The following is a 20062-nucleotide window of genomic DNA, read 5'->3' as shown; positions in this document are numbered from 1 at the left end:
CCGCGCACGCCCTGCCCCTCCCGTTCCCTGCCGTCGGCACGGGGCCGGGAGCCGGGGCCCGGCCGGCACGGGATCCCGTGCCGGCCGGGTACGCGTCAGGCCCCCAGGGGATGGCCGCGCAGGACCGCCGCCGCGTCGCAGGTGTCCTCGATCGCGGCGAGGTGCGCCTGCGGCGGTGCCCCGTCCGGGCCGTACCCGAGGGGGGCGCCCCCGCCGGGCACGCCGAGGTAGCGCAGCGTCTGGAGCACCAGGGCGGCGTCGTCGTGCCCCAGGTCCCAGTGGCGCTGCCCGGCGGGGTCCGGCGCGGCGGCCTCGGTGAGCAGGATCCGCTCGCCGTGGCCTTCCGCGTGCACCATGCGGACGGAGACGTGCAGCTGGTCGCCGGAGCGCGGCAGGGCGTAGCCGCTGTTCAGGCCGCGGTCCAGGGCGTTCTGGACCCGCTCGCGCAGCTCCGCCAGCCGGGCCGGGGACACGCCCGCGGCCGGCTCGAAGGGCAGCGTCACGGTGAAGTCGCGGACCCACCGGCCGTCGTCCGCCTGGAAGCGGCGGACCGCCGAGCGGATCAGCACGGTGCCGCCGGTCGCCGGATCGGTCCGCTCGGTGCGCAGCCCGGCGGCGGTGGCGCCGGCCCGCCGCTGCGCCCACAGCCCCGGGAGCGCCGGACCGGCCAGCCGCACGGCCGGCTCGGCCTGCCCGCCGGCGTCGGGCCCCTCGGCCGTCGCAGCCCGGGGGAGGACGGACGCGGAGTCCAGGCCCGTGCCCGGGGACGCGGCCGGATCCGGCCCGCCGGCGGCCCCGATCCGGGCCAGCCCGTCGAGGATCCCGGTCAGGGCGGGGTCCGGCTGCCGTCCCGCCAGGGCGGCGGTCAGCCTGCGGTGCATGTCCGCGGCGAACGCCCGGTTCTCCTCGTTCCGCTCCGCGAGGACCGCCCGGTCGCCGATCTTGTACCCGTAGTCCCCCAGGACGGCCTCGCGCCGTGCCTTGAGCTGCGAGAGCAGCGCCCGCACGTCCGCCTGCGGATGCGCCTTGAAGGCGCCGGGGAGGGACGGGCCGAGCTCGTCGAAGCCGCCGCGCACGACGACGCGGACGCCCATGAGGGCGCGCTGGTCCTCGCCCAGGGCCTGCTCGGCGGTCCTGCGCTGCCCGCGCAGCGGCTCCCCGTCCGCGAGCCGGTAGTCGACCGCCCGGTCCGCCGGATCGCTGGAGAGGAACTCCTCGTACTCGTGGTGGAGCGCCTGGGTGACGCGCGCCTGGGCGGCCCAGGGCGCCACGTACTCGCGGACGAACGTGTCGATCGCCTCCCGCTCCTGCGCGGGGGGCCGGTTCCTGAGGTGGTCCGGCGCGTGCCGGCGGAAGAAGTCCTTCACATACGCCGAGGACCGCGGCAGGTCCCCCTTCTCGCGCAGCGCGCTGTTGTTGAGGTGGGCCGCGACGACCTCGCGGAGCCCCCGGGCCGTCGCCTCGTACTTCGAGGCGGGGAGGAACCCCTTGCCCTCCGTGAAGACCGGGTACCCGGGGATGGTCTCCCGGGGGACGCCCAGCCGGTCCCGCAGCTCGCCGGTCGGCCTGACCTCGCCCCAGGACGCCGGGGCGCCCTCCGTGTCGCCGTCGGTGTAGGTGCGCAGCGAGCCGGGCAGCGCCGTCTGGCGCAGCAGCTCCAGCGACTCGGGGTCCCTGATGCCGAACTGGTTGGACCCGAAGTGCTTGTCCACGTTCAGGTCCATCGTGTTGCTGCCGGAGCCGTGCTCGGTGACCGCCGTCCGGGAGATCTCGTTGACGGTGCGCAGCGGCACCAGGAACGAGCGGATGAGGGGGGCGGGCGCCCCGTCGGACTGGTACTTCTCCACCCACTTGACCTGCCGCAGGGGCTGGCCGATGCCGAGCCAGAACACCTTCTCCGTCGCGTCCCTGGAGCCGGTGTGGATCTGGACGACCCCGTCCTCGTCCTGGCTGATGTCCTTGTGGACCGGCGGCCCGCCCGCCGCCGTGGCGTCGCCGAACACCGCCGAGTGGACCGGCACGTACGGCTCGCCGTTCACCAGGACGACGGCGGGGACGTCCCGGTTGATGAAGCCCTGGCCCGGACCGCTCGTCACGCGGCTCGCGCTCACGAAGTCCGCGCCCGGGACCGCCAGGGCGGGCCGGTCGCGGTCGTGGGCGTCGAGCGCCTTGTGGGCGGCGTTGACCGACGCGTCCGTGAACGCGCCGTCCGGCAGGGTGTCGACCATCCTGCGGGCCTCGCGCATCCAGGTGGCACGGTGCTCGGCGGGCAGGTCCGCGAGGAAGTCGCCGACCGTCTCCTGCAGCCGCGCCCGGTCGACGGGGACCTTCACCGCGAGCCCCTTCAGCTCGTCGGCGAAGCGCTCGAAGCGCTGCCGCTCCGCGGGGTCGACCGGGGGCCGCCGCTCGGTCCACTTCTCCCTGCCCCGTGACGGGTTGCCCCGTGACGGGTTGCCCCTGGACGTCCCGTTCCCTGACGGGGGCGGAGGCGGGTAGGGGGTGTCGCGGGGCGTCGCGCCGTGGGTGCCGACGGGCGCCGCCCGCCCGCCGCCGTCGGCGGGCCGCTCCGCGGCGGGCGGCTCGGGAGCCTCCCGCGGCGGCGCGGCGTCCTCCGGCCTGGGTGCGGCGTCCTCGGGCCTGGGTGCGCCGTTCTCGGGTCGGGGCGCGGCGTCCTCGGGCCTGGGCGCGCCGTTCTCGGGCCTGGGTGCGCCGTTCTCGGGTCGGGGTGCGGCGCCCTCCGGGGGCGCCCCCTCGACCCGCTCCATGAACGCCCGGTACCCGTCGTACAGGTCCTCCTCGGCGCGGGCCGCCCCGACGGGGTTGGCCGGGTCGGGGTGGACCGCGGACGGGTCGGCCCCGTACAGCCGCTCCAGCAGCGGCACCAGCTCCGGCGCGTTGGCACGGACCCAGTCGGCGCCGTTGTTGCGGTCCTGGCCCGTCCAGGGGTCGGTGCCGTGGTTGGTGCCCAGGTAGGCGTTGGTCATCTGGGCGAAGTACTCGTCCTCGTCCCGCGAGGAGTAGTTCTCCACCGGGTTGCCGTCCCCGTCCCGGCCGGCGGTGCCGTCGGGCCAGTGCGCGGCGGGCCCCTGGCCGCGCCGGTCCTCGTAGCTGCGGGTGACGGCCGCCTGGTCCTCCGGGGTCAGGCCGTACCGGTGGAGGGTGTGCGCGAACTCGTGCGTGGTCGTCGAGTAGCCGTCGTGGTAGTGGCCGTGGGCGCCGACGGTGGTCTCGGCCCCGAGCAGGTTCTCCTCGGTGACCGCGGTGCGGCGGCCGCCGGAGCCCCGGACGTCGTCCCAGCCGCGCCCGGCGCCCGCGGCGCCCTCGGCGGTCGTGCCCCGCAGGTTCCGGAACGCCTGCACGTCCGTCATCCGCACGTCCCTCGGGACGACCGTCACCTGCGCGCCGTTCCTCAGCAGCCGCGCGGCGGTGTCGGGGTCCTGGAGCATCCTCGCGACCTGGGCCTGCGCCTCCTGCCGCGCGGACGCGGGCTGGTGGGCCCCCTCGGGCACGTCCACCAGCAGCCGGGCCGCCGTCGCGGCGAACTCGCGGGGCGGCAGGGCGCTCTGCAGGCCGTCCACCAGCTCCGGGTTCCGTGCCAGCCAGCGGCGGTGCTCCGGCCGCAGTGCGGCCAGGGTCCCCGCGCGCTCCTGCGGGGTCATCCCCGGCAGGTCGCGGACCAGCTCCTCGGCGCGGGGCGGCCGGGCGGCCACGTAGCGCTGCTCCCCGCCCAGCTCCCGCACGGCGTCCCGGACGCGGCCGGTCTCCTGCATCCGGTCGAGTTCGGCCTGCCGCTCCTCCTGCCGCCGGGCGGCGAACTCCTCCTCGGGGCTGCGCCGGTCGCCGGAGCCGGACCGGCCGGGGCCGGAGCGGGCGCCGGCACCCGAGCCCGAGCCCGAACCGGAGCGGGCGCCGGCACCCGAGGGGCCGCCGGCTCGCCGGGCCCCGGGGGACCCGAACACGCCGACCGCCCCCACGACCGGCCCCTCGGTCTCCGCCCGGCCCGCGGACCCGGCGGGCGCCGGGCCCCCGGCCGTGCTTCCCGCCGCCGGGTTCCCGGCGGGGGCGGCCGCACCGGCGTGCGGCGCGGAGGGGGAGGGTGCGGAGGGGGACGCTGCGGAAGGGGACGGCGGCGCTGTGCGTCCCGGAGCGGCGCCCGGGGGCGGCGCGGGGGACGGGTGGGCGGGCGCCGGTGCCGCCGTCTGCACCGCCGGTGCAGGCGGGGGCACGGCCGCGGCCGGACGCGACCCCGCAGGGGCGGCGTCCCCGGCGCCGGCGGGGGAGAACGCGGGCGCCGCGGGCGGCGGGGGCGGGGCCGCGGCCGCGGCATGGCCGGGGGCCGCCTCCGGCGAGGCCGAGGGCGGCGGCGAGGAGGCGGCCGACGGGTCGGGGGCCACGGCGGCCGTGTCCAGGCGGGAGGGGCCCACGTGGATGGCGTCCGGGTCGTGGACGGACCGTGGGGCTCCGGCGTCGCCGGCACCGGAGGACACCGGCGGGGTGTCCCCGCGGCCCGCTCCCTGGAGGAACGGCCCGTCGACCGGCCGGCCCGCCCCGCCGCCCGCGGCCGGGGCGTCGCCGTACGCACGCGGCTGCACGGGTGCCGCGTCCGGCGTCTGCGCGTCGTGCGTCCGCACGGCGTCCGCACCGGGCCGCTGCCCGCCGTCCTGGGTGTGCTGGTCGGGCTGGGTGTGCTGGTCGGGCTGTGCGTGCTGGTCGGGCTGGGCACCGGCCCGCTGTCCGTCGTGGGGCTGCGCTGCACCGGTGCCGGGCCGCTGTCCGTCGGGCTGCTGGCCGTCGTCCGGCGCGGTCCGGGGGTCGGCCTGCTGCCCGTCGCGGGGCTGGGCGGGGTCGGGTCGCGAGGGGCCGTGGTCCGCTGCGGGGGGAGCGTCCTCGGTCCGGTGGGCCGAGGCGTCGGGGAGCGGGGAGCGGTCCTGCGGCCGGCCCTCGTGGGCCTGTGCCGGGCCGTCCTGCGGCGTGCCCTCGTGGGCCGGCGTCGCAGCCGGTCCGTGCTGCACCGCCGGCCCGGCGGCGCCGCGGTCGGCCGGGGAGGCGGTGCCACCGTCCGGCCGCGCTCCGTCCGGCCCGCTGCCGGGCGTGGGCGTGGTCGTGGGCGTGTGCGCGGCGGGGCCGCCGTCCGGGGCCGTCCGCGCCCGGTCGACGGCGGGTCCGCCGGGGGAGGCCGCCGCCGACGTCCCCTCGGCCGCGGCGCCGTCCTGCCCGGGGGACCCGTGGACCGCCGCGCCCCCGTCGGCGCCGCCGTGCCCGGAGACGCCGGCCGGCGCCCCGTCGGACGCCGCCCCGGTGGACGGACCACCGCTCCCCCCGGGCCGGTCGGAGCCGAACGGCACCAGGCCCCGGGACGTGCCCGCCGAACCCGCGCCCTCGTGGACGGACGGGGCACCGTCCCCGGCCGGTCCGCGGTAGGCCGGGGTGCCGCCGCCGTCGGCTCCGGATGCGAACGCGGTCGCGCCGCCGCCCGGCGCACCGGCGTGCACCCCCGTACCGGCTCCCGCGCCTGCGCCGTCCGGGCCGAGGTGCGGCACGGCGACGGGCGTGGGCCCGGAGAAGTGGGCCCTGGCCGCGGCGGCCCCGGCGTGCAGGCCGGCCCCGCCGGCGCCGTTCAGTCCGGACCCCAGCAGGCTGTCGCCGTCGACGTGGCCGGTGGTGATCAGCTGCGTGCCGACGTCGGTCCCCACGCCCACGGCCGCCCCCGTGGCCATCCGGCCGGGGACGCTCGCCATGGCGTTGCCCAGCCCGGCCCTGGAGCCGAGGGCGCCCGCCCCCCTGCCGAGGCCGTGGCCGAGCGCGCCCGCGACGGCCCCGCCCTCGACGTTCTGTCCCAGCTCCTTGAGGTCGATGCTCTTGCGGTGGCCCTCGGCGACCTCGATGGACTGCGCCATCAGGTTGATGCCGCCCATGATGGCCGCCTGCTTGGCGGCGTGCTGCAGGGCCTCCTTGAGGAGGGTCTTGAGGACCTGCTGCACCACCGTGCGGCTGATCCCGACGAAGGCGGGGATCTCCGCCAGCGAGGCGCCGAACGTGAACGGCGCCTCCGCCTCCGCGGTCGCGATCTCGAAGGCGAGGATGCCGATCTGGGCGATGATCTGGATCTTCGCCGTCTCGATCGAGTTCGCCATCTGCTCCAGCATGTCGCCCATGCCGCTGCACGCCTGCGCGGTGCCGGGGAAGTACCCGGGCGTCGAGCCGGAGCCTGTCGTGTACTGGCCCCAGTACGCGGTGAGCGCGTCCGCCGCCGCGCCCTGCTGGCCGTCCAGGGCCCGCTGCACGGCGGAGTCCGCCGCGCGTCCGGCCTCCTCCAGCTGCTCGGCGGTCTCCCGCCACCGGGCGGCCATCTCGCGGAGCTCGTCCTCGTCGCCCTCGGGCCACCTGGTGCCGGACAGCAGCATCAGGACCCACTGGAGGGGCTCGGGTACCTCGACTGCCATGGTTTCAGTGCCTTCCGCCGGTGCTGCCGGATTCCCGCGCGATCACGTGGGCCGCCTCCGTCCGCGGCAGGGCCGCGGTGAACGCCCCGGGCGACCAGTAGGTGCCCTGCGTCGCCTGGAGGTCCTCGTCCTGGGCGTCCATGCCGGACGCGATGCCCTCCTCGGTGGCGGTGTAGTTCTCCGCCATGGCCTTCAGGCCCTCCGCGGTGTTGCGCAGGCCCTCCGGGAGGCTCTTCAGGCCTTCGAGGGTGTCGGCGGCGAACTTGACGTAGCCCTTCTCGCCGTCGGCGAACTGGTGGCCCGCGTGGTCGTCGCCCCAGGGGGCGTCCAGACCGGAGAGGTAGCCGTTGAGCGAGGTGTACAGCTCGCTGATCCGGTCCGCCACGGCCTGCAGCGGGCCGGCCGCGGCCGCGTACTGGTCGGCGGCGACCTTGAACCCGCTGCCGGCGGCCGTCCCGGAGCCGCCGGAGGACCCGGTCCCGGCCGGTGGCTGCACGACGCCGATCCGCGCACTCGCCGGGAGCGCCGCGGTCGGCGCTTCGGACTCCAGGGCGGGTTCGACGGCGTGGCGGCCCTCGGACTTGGCGAGGGGTTCGGCGGCCTGGCGGGCCTCCATCCGGGCGAGGGGCTCGGCAGCCGCGGGCGCCTCGGCCCGGGCGAGGGGTTCGGCGGCCTGGCGGGCCTCCATCCGTACGAGGGGCTCGGCAGCCGCGGGCGCCTCGGCCCGGGCGAGGGGTTCGGTGGCCTGGCGGGCCTCCATCCGTACGAGGGGCTCGGCAGCCGCGGGCGCCTCGGCCCGGGCGAGGGGCTCGGGCGCCTCGCGCGGTTCGGCGTGCACGGCGGGGGCGGGTGCCTCCGCGGCACGGTACGCCGTCGGCCGCCCGGCGGCTGCGGCGTCCGTCCTCGTTTCCTCGGTCACGGTGTCTCCTCGGTTCGGTCGGGCGCGCCCGTCGGGCGGGTCACCGTTGCTGTCCGTCGGCCGTCCCGCCCGCGGGGGCGGCTCCTGCCTCTCCGGGGCGGGCCGCGCCGGCGGCGCCCCGGTTGTCGAAGCCGCCCGAGGCGGCCATCCGGGCCAGTGCGGTGCGCAGGAACGGGCTGGGCACCGCGTAGCCCTCCTCCTGCCGCAGCGGACGGGGCGTCCCCGGTTCTGGGCGGGCGGACCCGGCGTCCGCCTGTCCGGTACCGGTACCGGTACCGGCGACGGCCCCGTCGTCGTCCGCGCCGGGGAGGCCCCGGCGGGCCGCGACCGCACGGGCCCGGGCCAGGTAGTCGTCGTCCGCCGTGGTCCCGGACGGCCCGGGCGTCCCCGGCGCCTCCGGGTGCCGGGGGCCGGCCGTCGCGGCGCCCGCCTGCGGCGGCCCGGCTGCCGGGTCCTCGGACCCGGCTCCGGAGATCGCCGACCGGAGCTGCATCAGGAAGTCGTCCGCGCCCGGCTGTTCCGGCGCCCGCTCGCCCGGCCCGGGGTGCGCCGCGCCTGCGGGCGAGCCGCCCGCGGCGGGGTCCTCGGAGGAGGCGGACCTGGCCGCGTCCATCCAGCGGCGGCGCATGCGCTGCCAGTGGCGGTCCCCGGTGGGGGCCTGGGCCGCGCTGCCGGTCACGCCGGAGTCGGTCGGCAGGCCGTCCTCGTCCTCGAGCTCCTCGGCGCCCATCCGGGTGGCGCGCACGTAGCGGCGGCCGCCGCGGCTCTCCCCGCGGCCTCCGCCCCCGGCGCCCCCGGCCCCGCCGAACCCGCCGCCGGGCCGTCCTCCGGCGCCGTTGGCGGACCCGCCCGCGGACGAGGCACGACCCGCCGACGCGGCGGTCCCGGCGCCCTCCCGGGCGCCCAGGGCCGCGGACGCGCCCGGGCCCCGCCCGGCGGCCCCCGCCCCGGAGAGGTTCTCCCCGGCCAGGCTTCCCAGCCCCGGCCCCCGGCCGCCGCCCCCGAAGGCCGCACCGCCGAGCCGGCCGCCCGGCCTGAACCCCGACGCGCCGGCCCCCGCGCCCCGGCCGGCGCCCATGCCCATGCCCATGCCCGCACCCGCGCCCCGGCCGATGCCCGTACCCGTCCCCAGCCCCGCCCCGCCGACGGCCCCGGCGCGTCCGGCGGCGCCGCGGCCGAGGGCCGATGCGCCCGCCCCGTACCCGCCGCCCCCGGGTATCCCGGCCGAGCCGCCGTACGCGCCCGCCCCGGTGGAGGAGCCGGCCGTGTCGAAGAGCGGTATGCCGCCTCCGCCCGGCGGGGTCCAGGGCGCCAGCCCCGGTCCGCCCGAGCCGGGGAGGCCCCCGCCGAGCAGGCCCCCGCCGCCTGCCGCCGTGCCCGGGTCCCCGAGGCCGGAGAGCTGCAGCTTCGGCAGGGACGCGGGCGAGGCGTCGAACACCGGCGCACCGCCGCCTCCGGAGCCCTCCGGACCGTGCGGCCCGTACGAGGTCTGCGGCAGGCCGAACGGCCGGAGCCCGCCGGCGCCGGTCCGGTCGGTGCCCGTGCCCGGGTACCCCCCGGTGCCGTCCGCGGGGCCGGTCCCGCCCGGTCCGCAGTCCTCCGCGCCCGGCGCGGGCGCGCCGGAGCCGTCGTACCCCGCCCCGGCGCCGTCCGGTCCGGTGCCGGGGTCGGACACGCCGTACGGGTCCCCGCCCGCCGCCGGATCGGCGGGACCGGGCCCCCCGAGGTCCGGGCCGTACGGGGCGGAGGCGGTCCCGAGCGGCTCTCCCGCGGGTCCGGTGCGATCGGGGCCCGCGCCCCCCTCGGGGAGGGTGGCGGCCTGCCCGGCGTGCGTCATCCGGTCGATGTGGGAGGAGCCCTGGCGCAGCATCGAGTCGACGCTGTGGGAGGCCTCGCCGATGTAGCCGTCGTAGGTCTCGGCGGCCTGCCGCACGCCCTCGGACCGGGCGACGTCGCCGTGCTTCCCGCCGGGGTGGCTGTCGATGTAGTCCTTCGCGTACTGCAGCTCGCGGGTCATCTCGGTCTTGGTGCGGGTGACCGCGCGGCCGGCCCCGTTCAGGGACTGCGCGACGGTGAGCCCCGCCTCCAGGGTGGTGCCGACGTGGGACTCGTCGCGCATCGCGTACGTGCGCAGGTACTCCTCGTACCGGTCGGCGGCCTCGCCCTCCATGTTCTGCCGGGCGTGCGCGGCGCCGGCGACGATGGTGCGGGTGTGGGCCGCGGCGGCGCGGTTCCAGGTGCGCCACGCGTCGGCGAGCTCCGCGAGGGCGTCCTCGTCGCCGTCGGGCCAGGCGATGCCTGCGCCGTGCTCGTTGCTCTGGACGATCTTGAGCACTTCTGCCAGGTCGGAGGGGAGCTCGATCACGTGGGTCGCTTTCTGGGCGTGCGGCGTGAGGGCGCGTGGCGTGGGGCGTGCGGGCGGACGAGGGGGTCAGGCGAGCGACGGGTGCGCCCCGCCGCCGCCGTGGACGGGCCGGTCCGCGTCCGCGTCCGCGCGGTGCGTCCCGGCGCGGTCGTTGTAGTGCAGGTCGGGCTGCCCGGGGTCCTGGTAGTCCACCAGGTCGGGCTCGGGTGCGTCCGGCGGCTCCGGTGCGGCGTCCGGGAGCGGGGCGTCGGTGACGACGGTCCCGATCCGGGGCCGCGGGAGGGCCGGCCCGGGGCCGTCCGCGGGCAGGGGCTCGGCGGCGGTCTGCGCGGCGGCCGCGACGGCGGGCCGCTCGGGCTCGCCGCGGTGGATCCGGCGCAGCAGGGCGGCGGTCTCCGCGTCGTTCTCGGCGTGGCGCTCGCACATCAGCAGCAGGTTGTCCGAGAGCCGGGAGGAGTTGCGCAGGTAGTGGCGGATGCCCTGGAGCACCTTCTCCTGGTGCTGGGGGAGCCCGCCGACCCCCGAGCCCTCCCCCTGGAGCGCCCGCCCGAGGGGGTCGGTGCCGTAGTGGGCGGCGGTGACCCGCTGCACCGCGGCCTCCAGGGCGCGGGTGGCGAGGTCGAGGTCGTCCACCGCGCGCCTGATGGTCAGGGCGGCGGTCCGCACCTCGGTGAGGTCGATCCGGAACGACGGACTGCTCATGCTGCTCTCCCCCCGGCCACCGCGCGCCGGTCCGCTCCCGGGAGCGGGTCCGGCGGACGGGTGGTCGGATCTCTCGGACTGCTGTGGACCAGGCCGGGACGGCCGGGCCTCACCAGGTGGTCAGGCCCCCGGCGCCCGCCACGTGCACCCCCGTGTCGTCGAAGGCGACCGCGAGCGGCACTGTGCCCACCGGGACCTCGTTCAGCACCGCACCGCCGGACAGGTGCCACAGCCGCAGGGTGCCCCCCTCGTCGCCGACCGCGACCAGGGTCTCGCCCTCCAGTTCGTGGCAGACCAGGCTGCGCACGGCCGGGCCGCCGTCCCCCAGCACCGAGACGCGGCGGCCGTCCGAGACGTCCCAGACCGTGACGGTCCCGTCCGCCGCGCCCCCGACCACCACACTGCGCCCGTCGAGGACGGCGAAGGACAGGGCGTGCACGGCCCCGCCCGCCCCCGCCAGCTCCGGGCCGGCGAGGCCGGTGAGCCCGTGCCACAGCCGCACCGTGCGGTCTGCGCCCGCCGAGGCGAGCAGCGCGTGGCCGCCCGCCTCCCCGGCCGCGACCGCGGTCACCCCCGGTCCGTGGGCCCGCAGCCGCAGCAGCGGCGTGCCGTCGAGCGGGTCCCAGGTCCGCACGGTGCCGTCCGCGCTGCCGGACACCAGGACGCCGGAGGGGGCGAACGACAGGGCCGTGATCCGGCCGGTGTGCGGGCCGGGCACCGAGAGGGGCGAGCCGTCGCGCAGCCGGTGGCAGCGCACGGTCCCAGCGGCGGTGCCGCAGACCAGCACCGGCCCGGCCGCGGCGCCGTCGTCCGTGGCGGCGTCCGCCGCCCGGGTGACGGCGACCGAGGTGACCGGGCCGCCGTCCGGGGGCACCCGGTGGAGCAGCGCCCTCCCCGCGAGGTCCCACACCCGTACGGAGCCGTCGCCGTGGCCGGCGGCCAGGACGGGGGCGCCGTCCAGCTCGGCCGCGGCCAGCGCGTTCACCGGTGCGCCGGGGGCGCCGGCGCCCTCCGGGTCGTCGTGGAGCACGCCGAGCGCCGCACCGGACTCCGCCCAGATCCGCAGCAGGCCGCCCTCGTCGCCGGTCACCAGGACCGGGACGCCCTCCACCACGGCCGGGGCGAGCGAGGTCAGCCAGCCGCCGCCGGCCGCCCAGCCGTGCAGGGCGCGGCCCTCGTGGACGTCCCAGACGCGCACGCTGCCGTCCAGCGAGCAGGAGGCGAGCACCGGCCGCCCGGCCCCGTCGGGGAAGGCCAGCCCGGTGACGGTCCCGGTGTGGCCGGTGAGCACGGCGACCGGGCGGCCGGTGGCCAGGTCCCAGAGCCGGATGCCGTGGTCCGCGCCCCCGGAGGCCAGCAGGGCCTGGTTGCCGAGGCTGAGCACGGCGAGGGCCGTGACCCGCTCGGTGTGGCCCACGAGCAGGTGCAGCTGTTCACCGGTCGCCACGTCCCAGACCCGGACCGCGGCGTCGTCGCCGGCGGCGGCGAGCAGGTCGAGGCCGCCGCAGCGGGCGTGGCACAGGACGGCGGCGCCGTTCCCGGAGGTCGGCAGCGCCCCGAGGGGCCGTGCGTCGTCGGTCCGCCAGGCGTGGACGTCCCCGGTGCGGCCCGCGGCGAACGCGAGGGGCACCCCCTGCACGGTGCCGGCCGCCACCGCCCGCGCGCCTCCCGCCGCCCCAGTGCCGTGCAGGACCGAGCCGGTCGCGGCGTCCCAGACCTTGAGCGCGCCGTGGCCGTCCCCGGCCGCCAGCAGGTCGCGGCCCTCGACGGTGCCCAGCGCCACGGCCCCGGGCGCCGGTGCGGCGGCGTCGGAGGAGGAGCCGAGGAGTTCGCTGTCCGGTACGGCGTGGAGGCCGAATCCGCGGCCCTCCTCGGCGAGGGCGTAGGCGTGCCTGCCGCGCACGGTGCCGAAGGCGGCCGCCGCGCGGACGCCCGTCCGGCCGCCGCCCGGGCCCGTGCCGTCCCCGGCTGGGTCCCCGGCCTGCTCGCCGGCCTCGCCGTCGGCCTGCTCGTCCACCTGCAGGACCGCGCCGGGCAGCGCTCCGCTGCGGCCGTCGGAGAACACCTGGTCGACCAGGGTCCGCAGCAGCCGCACCGCGGCGGGCGGCGGCTGGCGTCCCTCCTCCCAGGAGAGGTCGCCGGAGGGGAGCAGGCCGCGCACGCCCAGCCGCAGCGTGCCGCCGGCCCCGCCGGACGGCCCGGGGCCCGCGGACGGTCCGGCCCCGCCGGGCGCCGCCGGTCCGAGCAGCGAGACCAGCCGCGCGAGCAGGGCGGGGTCGACACCGCCCGAGCGGCTCCGCGGCCCCTCGGGGGCGGGCCGCTGCGCCCACAGCGCGCCGCCGGGGGAGAGGAACAGCTCGGTCCGGCCGGGCGCCGGCCCGTCCGCCTCCATGGTCAGGCGGACGCCCGGGACCTGCGCGCCCCCGGCCGTGACGGCGCGGTCCTCCGTGTCCGGCATGGGTGTCCTCTCGCTCGGGGGTCGTTCAGCGGGTGCGTCCGGGAGGTGGCGGCCGGTCAGCACAGGTCGTCCGGGGACAGCGTGGCGTACACGGCGTCGTGCAGCCGGTGGGTGCGGGAGCTGCGGAACAGGGCGGGCCGGAAACCGGCCCGGCGGAAGCCGATGGCGGCCCCGACCACCTGGACCGGCATGTTGTCGACGGCGGCGTAGGCGTCGATGCGGCGCAGCCCCAGCCGCTCGAAGCCGAACCGGCACAGCAGGCGCAGGCCGGCGGTGGCCGTCCGCATCCGGCGGGCGTGCGGGAGCAGCCAGAACGAGGCCTCCGCCGCGCCCTCGGCGGGCCTGAGGTCGACCAGCTCCGCCAGACCGAACGCGGTGCCGTCCGGACGGGCCAGGGCGAAGTGGGCCGCCGTGCCGTCCGCCCAGAGCCGGGGCGCCAGTCCGGTGATCCACCGTTCGGCGGACGCGCGGTCGGGGTGGGGCAGGACGCCCTGCATGAACTCCCGCACCAGCGGGTCGCGACTGCCCGCGACGAGCGCGTCGGCGTCCTCGGCGCGCGGCCGTCGCAGGACCACGTCACCCTCCGTGAGCGCCGGGTCCCCCGTCAGCGTGCCCAGCGGGCGCACCCCCGGAAGGGCGTCCCCCGCCGCCGGGCGTGCGGGGTCGGGGCGCTGCTCGGGGACGGGCACGGGGGCTCCACGAGAGGACGGACACGGCAGCACGCGGACGCCGGCCGCTGCGGGCCGCATGTCCGCGTGCAAAGTGAGATTAACATCCTAAAATGACACTACCGGGTCAATCTGATGACCCGTCAGTTTCCCTTTTCGATCGGGCCTGTGCATCCGTGGCGTCACCGCGTCGCTCCCGTGAAGGCGTCGTGGAGCCGTCCGTGCGGGCTTCCCCGCCACGTACGGCCCCGCGCCGCCCGGAGTCCGCCCCGGGCGCCGGCGCGGCCGCGCCCGCCGGACCCCCGGTCCGCACCGTCGCCGCGTGACGCAGATCACCGGGTGTCCTCGGGGCGGCCGTCGACCGGGCGACCGCCGCGGACCGCGCCGGGCGGGGCCCTCCGGCGGGGTGCCCGAGCCCGGCGCGCACGCCTTCGGGCGGTGGAACCCCCGGCCGGGCGGCCTGGGGCGCCCGCGGCCCGGCGACCGGACGAAGGCCGAGTCGCCGGCCGCTGCCGCGGTGATCAGGGACGGAGGAGGACGCGCGGCGGCCGGACGCCGTGCGGGGCGGAGCGGGTGCTCCCGCCGCGCCCTGCCGCGGCCGCCCCTCGGAGGCGACCGTCTACGCTCGTCGCGAGGCCCGGTGCCGCCGGTCCGGCCGGCCGTCCGCCCCGGGCGCCGGCGCGGCCGCGGCACGACCCGCCGCCCCGACCCGTCCCGGAGTACGTCCATGAGCCCTCTCGAGCGCTGGGAGCGGCGCACCCGGCTGCCCCTGCTCGTCCTGGCCCTGCTGTTCGCCGCGGCCTACGCCGCCCCGATCCTCCTCCCGCACGCCGACCCCCGCCTCGCGGCCGCCGCACGGGCGCTGGAGTGGACGGCCTGGGGCTGCTACGCCGCCGACTACGCCGTCCGGCTGGCCCTCTCCGGGCAGCGCTGGGCCTTCGTCCGCAGCCAGCCCCTGGCGCTGGCGGCGGTCGTGCTCCCGCTGCTGCAGCCGCTGCGCCTGCTCCGGCTGCTGGCGACCCTGCTGCTCGCCGGGCAGCGGGTCCGCGCCACGCCGCAGGTCCGGCTGACCACGTACGTCGTGGGATCCGTCCTCGCCCTGCTGCTCTTCGGCTCGCTCGCCGTGCTGGAGGTGGAGCGCCAGTCCCCCCACGGCAACATCCGCACCATGGACGACGCCCTGTGGTGGGCGTTCACCACGATGACCACGGTCGGCTACGGCGAGCACTACCCCACGACCGGGGTGGGGCGGCTCATCGCGGTGTGCCTGATGCTCTCGGGCATCGCCCTCCTCGGTGTGGTGACGGCCAACATCGCGGCCTGGTTCATCGCCGAGTTCCAGGAGGAGGAGCAGGAGACCCGGCGTCAGCAGCAGACGCTGGACGCGCTGGTCGGCGAGGTCCGGGCGTTGCGCGAGCAGGTCGCCCTGCTGACGCTGCGGGCCGTCCCCGGGGGACCGCCCCCCGGGGACGCCCCGGCCGCTCCGCCCCCCGCCCCGGCGGACCCCGCGGACGGGCCCGGCCCCGCGGACCTGCCGCCCGTGCCGGCCGACCGGCCCTCCGCCTGACGGACCGGCCGTCCTGCGGCCCGCGGCCCCGCGGCCCCGCGGCCGCCCGGCCCTGCCCGGTCCGCCGCCCCCGCCCGCCGCCGCCCCCGCCCGTGAACCGTCACCCGTGAACCGCCGCCCGTGAACCGCCGCCCGGCGGGTACGCGCGGGCCATGACCGTCTACGGATTCCACGCCTCGCACGAACAGGTGCCCCCCGCCGACCTCCTGCAGGCCGTCGTCCATGCCGAACAGGCCGGCTTCACCGCCGCCATGTGCTCGGACCACTTCTCGCCGTGGAGCGCCCGCCAGGGCGAGTCGGGATTCGCCTGGTCGTGGCTCGGCGCCGCCCTCCAGGCCACCGACCGCGTGCCGTTCGGCGTCGTCAACGCCCCCGGCCAGCGCTACCACCCCGCGATCGTGGCCCAGGCGATCGGCAGCCTCGCCTCCATGTACCCGGGCCGCTTCTGGGCGGCCCTGGGCAGCGGCGAGGCCTCCAACGAGCACATCACCGGCGGCCGCTGGCCCCGCAAGGACGTCCGCAACGCCCGGCTGCGCGAGTGCGTCGACGTCATCCGCGCCCTGCTGCGCGGCGAGGAGGTCAGCCACGACGGGCTGGTGACGGTCGACCGGGCCCGCCTGTGGACCCGGCCGGAGACCGTGCCGCCGCTCGTCGGAGCCGCGTGCAGCGAGGCCACCGCGGCCTGGTGCGCCGAGTGGGCCGACGGCCTCATCACCGTGAACGCCCCCCGCGAGACCCTGCTGGGCATAGCCGGCGCCTACCGCTCGGCCGGCGGCCGCGGGCCGCTCACCCTCCAGGTCCACCTCAGCTGGGCCCCCGACGAGGAGGAGGCGGCCGCCCTCGCCCACGACCAGTGGCGCACCAACGTGCACGCCCCGCCGGCCAGCTGGGACCTGGACACCCCCGAACTGTTCGACACCGTCAGCGAGCACGTCACCGTCGAGCAGGTCGCCCGCACGGTGAACATCTCCTCCGACCTGTCCCGGCACGCCGCCTGGCTCCAGGAGTACGCCGACCTCGGCTTCGACGCGGTGATGCTCCACCACGTGGGCCGGGAGCAGCGCGCCTTCCTCGACGCCTTCGGCGCGAAGGTCCTGCCGCAGCTCGACGTCACCCGCCCGCAGCCCGCCACCGCGGAGGCGTACCGATGAGGCTCACCCGCACGTCCGACCTGTGGTGGAAGAACGCGGTCGTGTACTGCCTGGACGTCGAGACCTACCAGGACGGCAACGGCGACGGCATCGGCGACTTCGCCGGGCTGACGCAGCGGATCGACCACCTTGTGCGCCTCGGCGTGACCTGCCTGTGGCTGATGCCGTTCTACCCGACGGCCGAACGCGACGACGGCTACGACATCACCGACTTCTACGGCGTCGACCCCCGCCTCGGCACCCTGGGCGACTTCGCCGAGTTCGTCCGCACCGCGCGCGACCGCGGCATCCGCGTCATCGCCGACCTCGTGGTCAACCACACCTCCGACCGGCACCCCTGGTTCCGGGACGCCCGGTCCTCCCGCGACTCCGACCACCGCGACTGGTACGTCTGGCAGGACACCCCGCCCGAGGACGGGCCGAAGGGCGTCGTCTTCCCCGACGCCGAGCAGAGCCTGTGGGAGTACGACGAGCCCACCGGCCAGTACTACCTGCACCGCTTCTACAAGGAGCAGCCCGACCTGAACGTCGCCAACCCCGCGGTGCGCGACGAGATCGCCCGCATCATGGGCTTCTGGACGCAGCTCGGCCTGTCCGGGTTCCGCGTCGACGCCGTGCCGTTCCTGCTGGAGACCGACGGCCAGGACGACGCGGGCGCGCTGCCCGACCCCCACGACCACCTCGCCGACCTGCGGGCCTTCCTCAACCGCCGCAACGGCGAGGCGGTCCTCCTCGGCGAGGTCAACCTGCCCTACCCGGACACCCTCCGGTTCTTCGGCGACCCGTCCTCGGAGCGCGGCGACGAGCTCACCATGTGCTTCGACTTCGTCGGCATGCAGCGGATGTACCTGGCCATGGCGCGCGAGGACGCCCGCCCGCTCGCCGACGCGCTGCACGAGCGCCCCGCCGCCCCCCGGGACGCCCACTGGGCGACCTTCGTGCGCAACCACGACGAGCTGACCCTCGACAAGCTGGACGACGACGAGCGGGCCGAGGTGTTCGCGGCCTTCGGCCCCGAGAAGGACATGCAGCTCTACGGCCGCGGCCTGCGCCGCAGGCTGCCCCCGATGGTCGGCGGCGACCGCCGGCGCGTGGAGCTCGCCTACAGCCTGCTGTTCACCCTGCCCGGGACGCCGGTCCTCTTCTACGGCGAGGAGATCGGCATGGGGGAGAACCTGGCCGCCGAGGGCCGCCAGGCGGTCCGCACCCCCATGCAGTGGTCCCCGGAGAAGGGCGCCGGGTTCTCCACGGCCGACCCGGCCCGCTTCCCCAACCCCCTGGTCGAGGGGGACTTCGGGCCGGAGCACGTCAACGTGGACGGCCAGTGCCACGACCCCGGCTCGCTCCTCGGCCGCATGCGCCTGTTCGTCGAGCGCTACCGGGAGGCGCCCGAACTGGCCTGGGGCCGCTACCGGGCCGTCGAGACCCGCGACCCGGCGGTCCTGGCCCACCTCGCCTCCACGTCCGACGGCTGCGTGCTCGCCGTGCACAACTTCTCCGGACGGCCGGTGACCGTCCGGCCGGCCCTGCCCGACGCCGTACCCGGGAGCACGCTCACCGACCTGCTCGCCACCGCCGGCGACGGCGAGGACCTGACCGTCCCGGAGGACCGCAGGCCCGAGGTCCCACTCCCGCCGTACGGCTACCGCTGGCTGCGGGTCCCCACCGGCCGCGAGGCCCCCGAGCGGACCGCGGCCTGCTGAACCCCCGCCCCCGGGCGGCCCGGCGGCGGTACCGGGAGGTCCCGCCGCCGGGGGCCGGGGCGGCGGCGCCGGCCCCGCACACGGGCACGTCCTTGACCTCAAGCCCGGTTGAGGCCCTACGGTCCCTCCATGAGCATGGAGACCACCGCCTGGATGCAGCTGCACAGCGTCATGAACGCCACGCGGGAACGCCGCCCCCTGGCCCGGGCCACCCTGCGCCGCGTCGGCGCGTTCGCCCGGCCGCACCGCCGCCGCATCACCGGCTTCGTGCTGCTCAGCGTGGTCACCGCGCTGCTCGCCGTCGCGACCCCCGTCCTCGCCGGCCGCGTCGTCGACGCGATCGTCTCCGGCGGCGACTCCCGCCGCGTCACCACGCTGGCCCTGCTCATCGCCCTGATCGCCCTCGCCGAGGCGGGGCTCGGACTGCTGAACCGCTGGCTGTCCGCGAACCTCGGTGAGGGCCTCATCCTCGACCTGCGCACCGCCGTCTTCGACCACGTCCAGCGCATGCCCGTCGCCTTCTTCACCCGCACCCGCACGGGGGCGCTCGTCAGCCGCCTCAACAACGACGTGATCGGCGCCCAGCGGGCCTTCAGCAACACCCTGTCCGGGGTCGTCGGCAACATCGTCACCCTGCTGCTGACCCTCGCGGTCATGCTCACCCTGTCCTGGCAGATCACCCTCCTCGCCCTGGTGCTGCTCCCCGTCTTCGTCGTGCCGGCGCGGCGCACGGGCACCCGCATGGCGGCCCTCCAGCGCGAGGCCGCCACCCACAACGCCGCCATGGGCACCCAGATGACCGAGCGGTTCTCCGCCCCCGGCGCCACCCTGGTGAAGCTCTTCGGCCGGCCCGCCGACGAGTCCGCCGAGTTCGCCCGCCGGGCCCGCCGCGTCCGGGACATCGGCGTGCGCACCGCGATGGCCCAGTCGGCCTTCATCACGGCCCTCACCCTCGTCTCCGCCCTCGCCCTCGCCCTCGTCTACGGGCTGGGCGGCCACTACGCGCTCACCGGCGGCCTCGAAGCGGGCTCCGTCGTCGCGCTCGCCCTGCTCCTCACCCGCCTCTACGCCCCGCTGACCTCCCTGGCGGGCGCCCGTGTCGAGGTCATGAGCGCCCTGGTCAGCTTCGAGCGGGTCTTCGAGGTCCTCGACCTGGAGCCCCTCATCGCCGACCGGCCCGGCGCCCGGGAGGTGCCGCCCGGGCCCGTCGCCGTCGAGTTCGACGACGTCCGCTTCGCCTACCCGTCCGCCGACAAGGTGTCGCTCGCCTCGCTGGAGGAGGTCGCCGCCCTCGACACCCGGGCCGGCGGCGAGGTGCTGCGCGGCGTCTCCTTCCGCGCCGAGGCCGGCTCCACGGTGGCGCTCGTGGGGTCGTCCGGGGCCGGCAAGTCGACCATCGCCCAGCTCCTGCCCCGCCTGTACGACGTCGACGGCGGCGCGGTGCGGGTCGGCGGCGTCGACGTGCGCGACCTGTCGGCGGCCTCCCTCCGCGCCACCGTCGGCATGGTCACCCAGGACGGGCACCTCTTCCACGACACGGTCCGCGCCAACCTGCTGCTCGCCAGGCCGGAGGCCGGCGAGGACGACCTGTGGGACGTCCTGCGCCGCGCCCGCCTCGACACCCTCGTCGCGGAGCTGCCGGACGGCCTCGACACCGTCGTGGGCGAGCGCGGGTACCGGCTCTCTGGCGGCGAGCGGCAGCGCATGACCATCGCCCGGCTGCTCCTGGCCGGCCAGCGGGTCGTCATCCTCGACGAGGCCACGGCCCACCTGGACAACACCTCCGAGGCGGCGGTCCAGGAGGCCCTCACCGAGGCCCTGGCCGGCCGGACCGCCGTGGTCATCGCCCACCGCCTCTCGACGGTGCGCGCCGCCGACCTCATCCTCGTCGTCGAGGGCGGGCGGATCGTGGAGCGCGGGACGCACACCGAACTGCTCGCGGCGGACGGCCGCTACGCGGAGCTGTACCGCACCCAGTTCCGGGCCGGGGCCGGAACGGAGCCGGTCGAGGCCGTCTGAGCCGCGCCGGCCGCCCTGTGCCGGTCGACCTGCGCCGGCCGCCCCGTGCCCACGGTGAGCCGACGGT

10 protein-coding genes are annotated in these 20062 nt (G+C 77.9%); 4 read left to right on the top strand and 6 right to left on the bottom strand.

What is annotated here, in order from left to right; genetic code table 11:
- Positions 1-95: 95 nt before the first annotated feature.
- The 6 genes from LO771_RS17870 to LO771_RS17845 form a co-directional block, all read right to left on the bottom strand.
- Positions 96-6443 (bottom strand): hypothetical protein, encoded by a 6348-nt coding sequence (locus tag LO771_RS17870; protein ID WP_230653580.1) that lies wholly within the window; start codon positions 6441-6443, stop codon positions 96-98.
- Positions 6444-6447: 4 nt separating this feature from the next.
- Positions 6448-7362 (bottom strand): hypothetical protein, encoded by a 915-nt coding sequence (locus tag LO771_RS17865; protein WP_230653577.1) that lies wholly within the window; start codon positions 7360-7362, stop codon positions 6448-6450.
- Positions 7363-7402: 40 nt separating this feature from the next.
- Positions 7403-9727 carry a hypothetical protein gene (locus LO771_RS17860; protein ID WP_230653574.1) on the bottom strand — a complete coding sequence of 775 codons (2325 nt, stop codon included), beginning with the start codon at positions 9725-9727 and terminating at the stop codon, positions 7403-7405.
- A 66-nt stretch (positions 9728-9793) separates the two neighbouring features.
- Positions 9794-10429, bottom strand: coding sequence for a hypothetical protein (locus LO771_RS17855; protein WP_230653571.1), 636 nt, complete (start codon positions 10427-10429; stop codon positions 9794-9796).
- 109 nt (positions 10430-10538) lie between these two features.
- Positions 10539-12887 (bottom strand): WD40 repeat domain-containing protein, encoded by a 2349-nt coding sequence (locus tag LO771_RS17850; protein WP_230653568.1) that lies wholly within the window; start codon positions 12885-12887, stop codon positions 10539-10541.
- A gap of 56 nt (positions 12888-12943) precedes the next feature.
- Positions 12944-13576 (bottom strand): GNAT family N-acetyltransferase, encoded by a 633-nt coding sequence (locus tag LO771_RS17845; protein WP_230653566.1) that lies wholly within the window; start codon positions 13574-13576, stop codon positions 12944-12946.
- Between the two features lie 706 nt (positions 13577-14282).
- Here LO771_RS17845 and LO771_RS17840 point away from each other — a divergent pair.
- The 4 genes from LO771_RS17840 (at position 14283) to LO771_RS17825 (ending at position 19995) form a co-directional block, all read left to right on the top strand.
- Positions 14283-15122 (top strand): potassium channel family protein, encoded by an 840-nt coding sequence (locus LO771_RS17840; protein ID WP_230653565.1) that lies wholly within the window; start codon positions 14283-14285, stop codon positions 15120-15122.
- Positions 15123-15274: 152 nt separating this feature from the next.
- Positions 15275-16273, top strand: a complete 999-nt coding sequence (locus LO771_RS17835) for a TIGR03885 family FMN-dependent LLM class oxidoreductase (RefSeq protein WP_230653562.1) — start codon at positions 15275-15277, stop codon at positions 16271-16273.
- On the top strand, positions 16270-17976 hold the full coding sequence (locus LO771_RS17830; RefSeq protein WP_230653561.1) for an alpha-amylase family protein: 1707 nt from the start codon (positions 16270-16272) through the stop codon (positions 17974-17976). The genes LO771_RS17835 and LO771_RS17830 overlap by 4 nt, the downstream gene beginning before the upstream one ends.
- Positions 17977-18111: 135 nt before the next feature.
- Complete coding sequence (locus tag LO771_RS17825) at positions 18112-19995, top strand: ABC transporter ATP-binding protein (protein ID WP_230653759.1); 1884 nt, start codon at positions 18112-18114, stop codon at positions 19993-19995.
- The last annotated feature ends 67 nt before the right edge of the window (positions 19996-20062 follow it).

The organism is Streptacidiphilus sp. ASG 303 (assembly GCF_020991365.1).
In the GTDB taxonomy this organism is placed as follows: domain Bacteria; phylum Actinomycetota; class Actinomycetes; order Streptomycetales; family Streptomycetaceae; genus Peterkaempfera.
This window is presented reverse-complemented; position numbering and strand designations above follow the sequence as displayed.

What these genes read in the sequence shown, in the direction of transcription:
- LO771_RS17870 (WP_230653580.1), bottom strand. Translation starts at nt 6,443, where the DNA reads ATGGCAGTCGAGGTACCCGAGCCCCTCCAGTGGGTCCTGATGCTGCTG.
- LO771_RS17855 (WP_230653571.1), bottom strand. Translation starts at nt 10,429, where the DNA reads ATGAGCAGTCCGTCGTTCCGGATCGACCTCACCGAGGTGCGGACCGCC.
- LO771_RS17850 (WP_230653568.1), bottom strand. Translation starts at nt 12,887, where the DNA reads ATGCCGGACACGGAGGACCGCGCCGTCACGGCCGGGGGCGCGCAGGTC.
- LO771_RS17840 (WP_230653565.1), top strand. Translation starts at nt 14,283, where the DNA reads ATGAGCCCTCTCGAGCGCTGGGAGCGGCGCACCCGGCTGCCCCTGCTC.
- LO771_RS17835 (WP_230653562.1), top strand. Translation starts at nt 15,275, where the DNA reads ATGACCGTCTACGGATTCCACGCCTCGCACGAACAGGTGCCCCCCGCC.
- LO771_RS17830 (WP_230653561.1), top strand. Translation starts at nt 16,270, where the DNA reads ATGAGGCTCACCCGCACGTCCGACCTGTGGTGGAAGAACGCGGTCGTG.
- LO771_RS17825 (WP_230653759.1), top strand. Translation starts at nt 18,112, where the DNA reads ATGGAGACCACCGCCTGGATGCAGCTGCACAGCGTCATGAACGCCACG.